This window comes from Flavobacterium sp., from assembly GCF_003525665.1.
GTDB lineage: Bacteria > Bacteroidota > Bacteroidia > Flavobacteriales > Flavobacteriaceae > Flavobacterium.
In genome coordinates this window covers 6,188-8,920 of the sequence record NZ_DQDX01000109.1, presented here as the reverse complement: position 1 = coordinate 8,920, position 2,733 = coordinate 6,188, and the positions used below count along the sequence as shown (strand labels likewise).

Below are 2,733 nucleotides of genomic sequence, written 5' to 3'. Positions count from 1 at the left end.
CTCGGAGATGTGTATAAGAGCCAGAATATAAACCATTTCATTAGCTTTAACTTCCTGTGGAACAGCGATAAAAACACTTTCTGGGTTTAAGGATCCGAGAGTAGAAGATAAAAAAGAATTAAATAGTTACTTCTCTGAACTAGTTCCAAATTCGCCTACCTATTTTGTAAGGATAAAAGAACCTGGAAATGAAAATGAAATTTTTCAAGCAATTGGCTCCGGTTTAACTAGTGAAATTTTAATTTTTAGCCAATCTGGTGAAAAATATTGTTATCAAGGCGTGGAGGAATGTTCTGGAATTCAAATGCAAAGTGCTTTTAAAAATTTTAATGAAAATTATTCTCCATGCAAAGAAGAAGGTTCTTTGAAATTAAAATCATATCTCGAAAAGCTATTAGATGTTGATGGAAATTCTATTAAGTTAGAAAATTTACCAAAAGTTGATTATTACATTTTTCAGCATTGGAATAAATATTCTGGCTCTAAAAAAAGAATAAAAGAAGACATAAACTGGTTGCTAGATTTAAAGAAAAAATCCGATTTAAACATAGCTATATTATTTGTTAATTCTGATATGTTAGAAGAATGGGGATTGGAAAAAAACGGCGAATTACCTATAAAATTTAAAAAAGATGGAGATAAGTTTACAATGACATTTGGTGAACTTCCATTAAAAAAATAAGATAATGCAAAAAGGAAAATTATTAGTATTCTCAGCACCATCTGGTTCGGGAAAAACCACTATAGTAAGGCATTTATTGGCGCAGGAAGATTTGAATTTAGAATTTTCAATATCTTGTGCAACACGTGAACCTCGAGGTGAAGAAGTAGACGGAAAAGATTACTATTTCATCACTTGGGAAGAGTTTAAAAAACACATCAAAGCTGAAGAGTTTGTTGAATGGGAAGAAGTGTACACCAACAATTACTACGGAACTTTAAAAAGCGAAGTCGAACGCATTTGGGCAAAAGGCAAAAACGTAATTTTCGACATTGATGTTTCGGGTGGATTGCGAATTAAACACAAATTTCCTCAAGAAACTTTAGCTGTTTTTGTAAAACCACCAAGTGTTGACGAACTAAAAAGAAGATTAAAAGAACGTTCTACTGAAAGCGACGAGAAAATCAATATGCGCATCGCAAAAGCACACGTTGAATTAGCAACAGCACCACAATTTGACACGATTATTAAGAATTATGATTTGGATGTGGCAAAGCAAGATGCGTATGAATTGGTGAAGGAATTTATAAATAAATAAATTTGTAGAGACGCGATTAATCGCGTCTCACATTATTACACGCAAATTATTTTAAAAACATTAGACGCGATAAATCGCGTCTCTACCGAAAAACAAAAATGAAAATAGGATTATATTTCGGAACCTTCAACCCAATTCACATTGGACATTTAATTATTGCCAATCATATGGCAGAGCATTCTGATTTGGATCAAATTTGGATGGTTGTAACGCCACATAATCCGCATAAGCAGAAGAGTACATTACTAGACGATTACCAACGTTTGCATTTAGTGAATTTGGCCACCGAAGAGTATCCAAAAATTAAACCTTCGGATATTGAATTTAAATTACCTCAGCCTAATTATACGGTGAATACTTTGGCACATTTAAAAGACAAATTTCCTAAATTTGAATTTTCATTAATAATGGGAGAAGACAATTTGAATTCGCTTCACAAATGGAAAAACTACGAATACATTCTCGATAATTATGATATTTACATTTACCCAAGATTAAATTCGGGTGAAATCGATGAACAATTTGTCAATCATCCAAAAATTCATCGCGTTGGCGCACCAGTCATCGAACTTTCATCAACATTTATTCGCGAAAGCATCAAAAACAAAAAGAATATTCGTCCGCTATTATCTGAAAAAGTTTGGGAATATGTAGATGCTAATAATTTTTATAAGAAGTAAATGAGCGAAATTCTCCGACAACAAATAGAAGAAATTACATCCTTAACCGATGAAGAATTTGAGTATGTCTTATCTCATTTTGAAACCAAAAAACTCAAAAAACATCAATTTCTTATTCAGGAAAATGACCTTGTAAAAAATGATTATTTTGTATTGAATGGTTGCTTAAAATCCTATCATGTTGATTCCAACGGAAAGGAACATATTGTTCAATTTGCTACCCAAAATTGGTGGATTACCGATTTTCAAGCCCATTTTAATAAAACTAATGCTACACTTTTTATAGATTGTATTGAAGATTGCGAGTTGCTGTCATTATCGTTAGAAAACCGAGAAAAACTATGTTCAGAAATGCATAAAATTGAACATTTTTTCAGAAAAAAATCCAATTCGGGATACGTCGCTTTGCAACAACGTATTTTATCAATGCTTAACAATAATCCGCAAGAACGATACGACAAATTATTACTTTCTAATCCTATTCTTTTTCAAAAAGTACCCAAAAAATTCATTGCTTCCTATCTTGGTGTGTCGCGCGAAACCTTGAGTAGATTCAATTCTGGTTCTAAAAAGTGAGTTTCATCACACCAAATTTGTGAGTTTCATCATTTCTTAAAACTGCAAAACATAGTAATTTTGTAACAAATAATAGAACATATGAAATATCTAAAACTCTTAGTATTACTACCTTTGTTATTCTCTAGTTGCAAAAATCAATCGGAAGATAACAACACATCACAAATTAAAAATCAAAAAGAAAAAGTTATGAAAAAAGTATTATTCGTGGTTACATC

The 2,733-nt window shown here is 31.7% G+C and carries 4 protein-coding genes; all 4 read left to right on the top strand.

The window, feature by feature from the left end:
* The first annotated feature begins 364 nt into the window (after nt 1–364).
* The gene (locus tag DIU01_RS07970) at nt 365–682 is read left to right on the top strand and encodes a hypothetical protein (RefSeq protein WP_290833261.1); all 318 of its coding nucleotides are present in this window, start codon (nt 365–367) and stop codon (nt 680–682) included.
* A 4-nt stretch (nt 683–686) separates the two neighbouring features.
* On the top strand, nt 687–1,259 hold the full coding sequence (gmk, locus tag DIU01_RS07965; protein ID WP_290833259.1) for a guanylate kinase: 573 nt from the start codon (nt 687–689) through the stop codon (nt 1,257–1,259).
* Nucleotides 1,260–1,357: 98 nt separating this feature from the next.
* On the top strand, nt 1,358–1,939 hold the full coding sequence (gene nadD / locus DIU01_RS07960) for a nicotinate (nicotinamide) nucleotide adenylyltransferase (protein WP_290833257.1): 582 nt from the start codon (nt 1,358–1,360) through the stop codon (nt 1,937–1,939).
* A complete protein-coding gene (locus tag DIU01_RS07955; RefSeq protein ID WP_290833255.1) occupies nt 1,940–2,515 on the top strand; it encodes a Crp/Fnr family transcriptional regulator in 576 nt (191 codons plus the stop codon).
* Nucleotides 2,516–2,733: the final 218 nt, after the last annotated feature.

What these genes read in the sequence shown, in the direction of transcription:
- DIU01_RS07955 (WP_290833255.1), top strand. Translation starts at nt 1,940, where the DNA reads ATGAGCGAAATTCTCCGACAACAAATAGAAGAAATTACATCCTTAACC.
- nadD (WP_290833257.1), top strand. Translation starts at nt 1,358, where the DNA reads ATGAAAATAGGATTATATTTCGGAACCTTCAACCCAATTCACATTGGA.
- gmk (WP_290833259.1), top strand. Translation starts at nt 687, where the DNA reads ATGCAAAAAGGAAAATTATTAGTATTCTCAGCACCATCTGGTTCGGGA.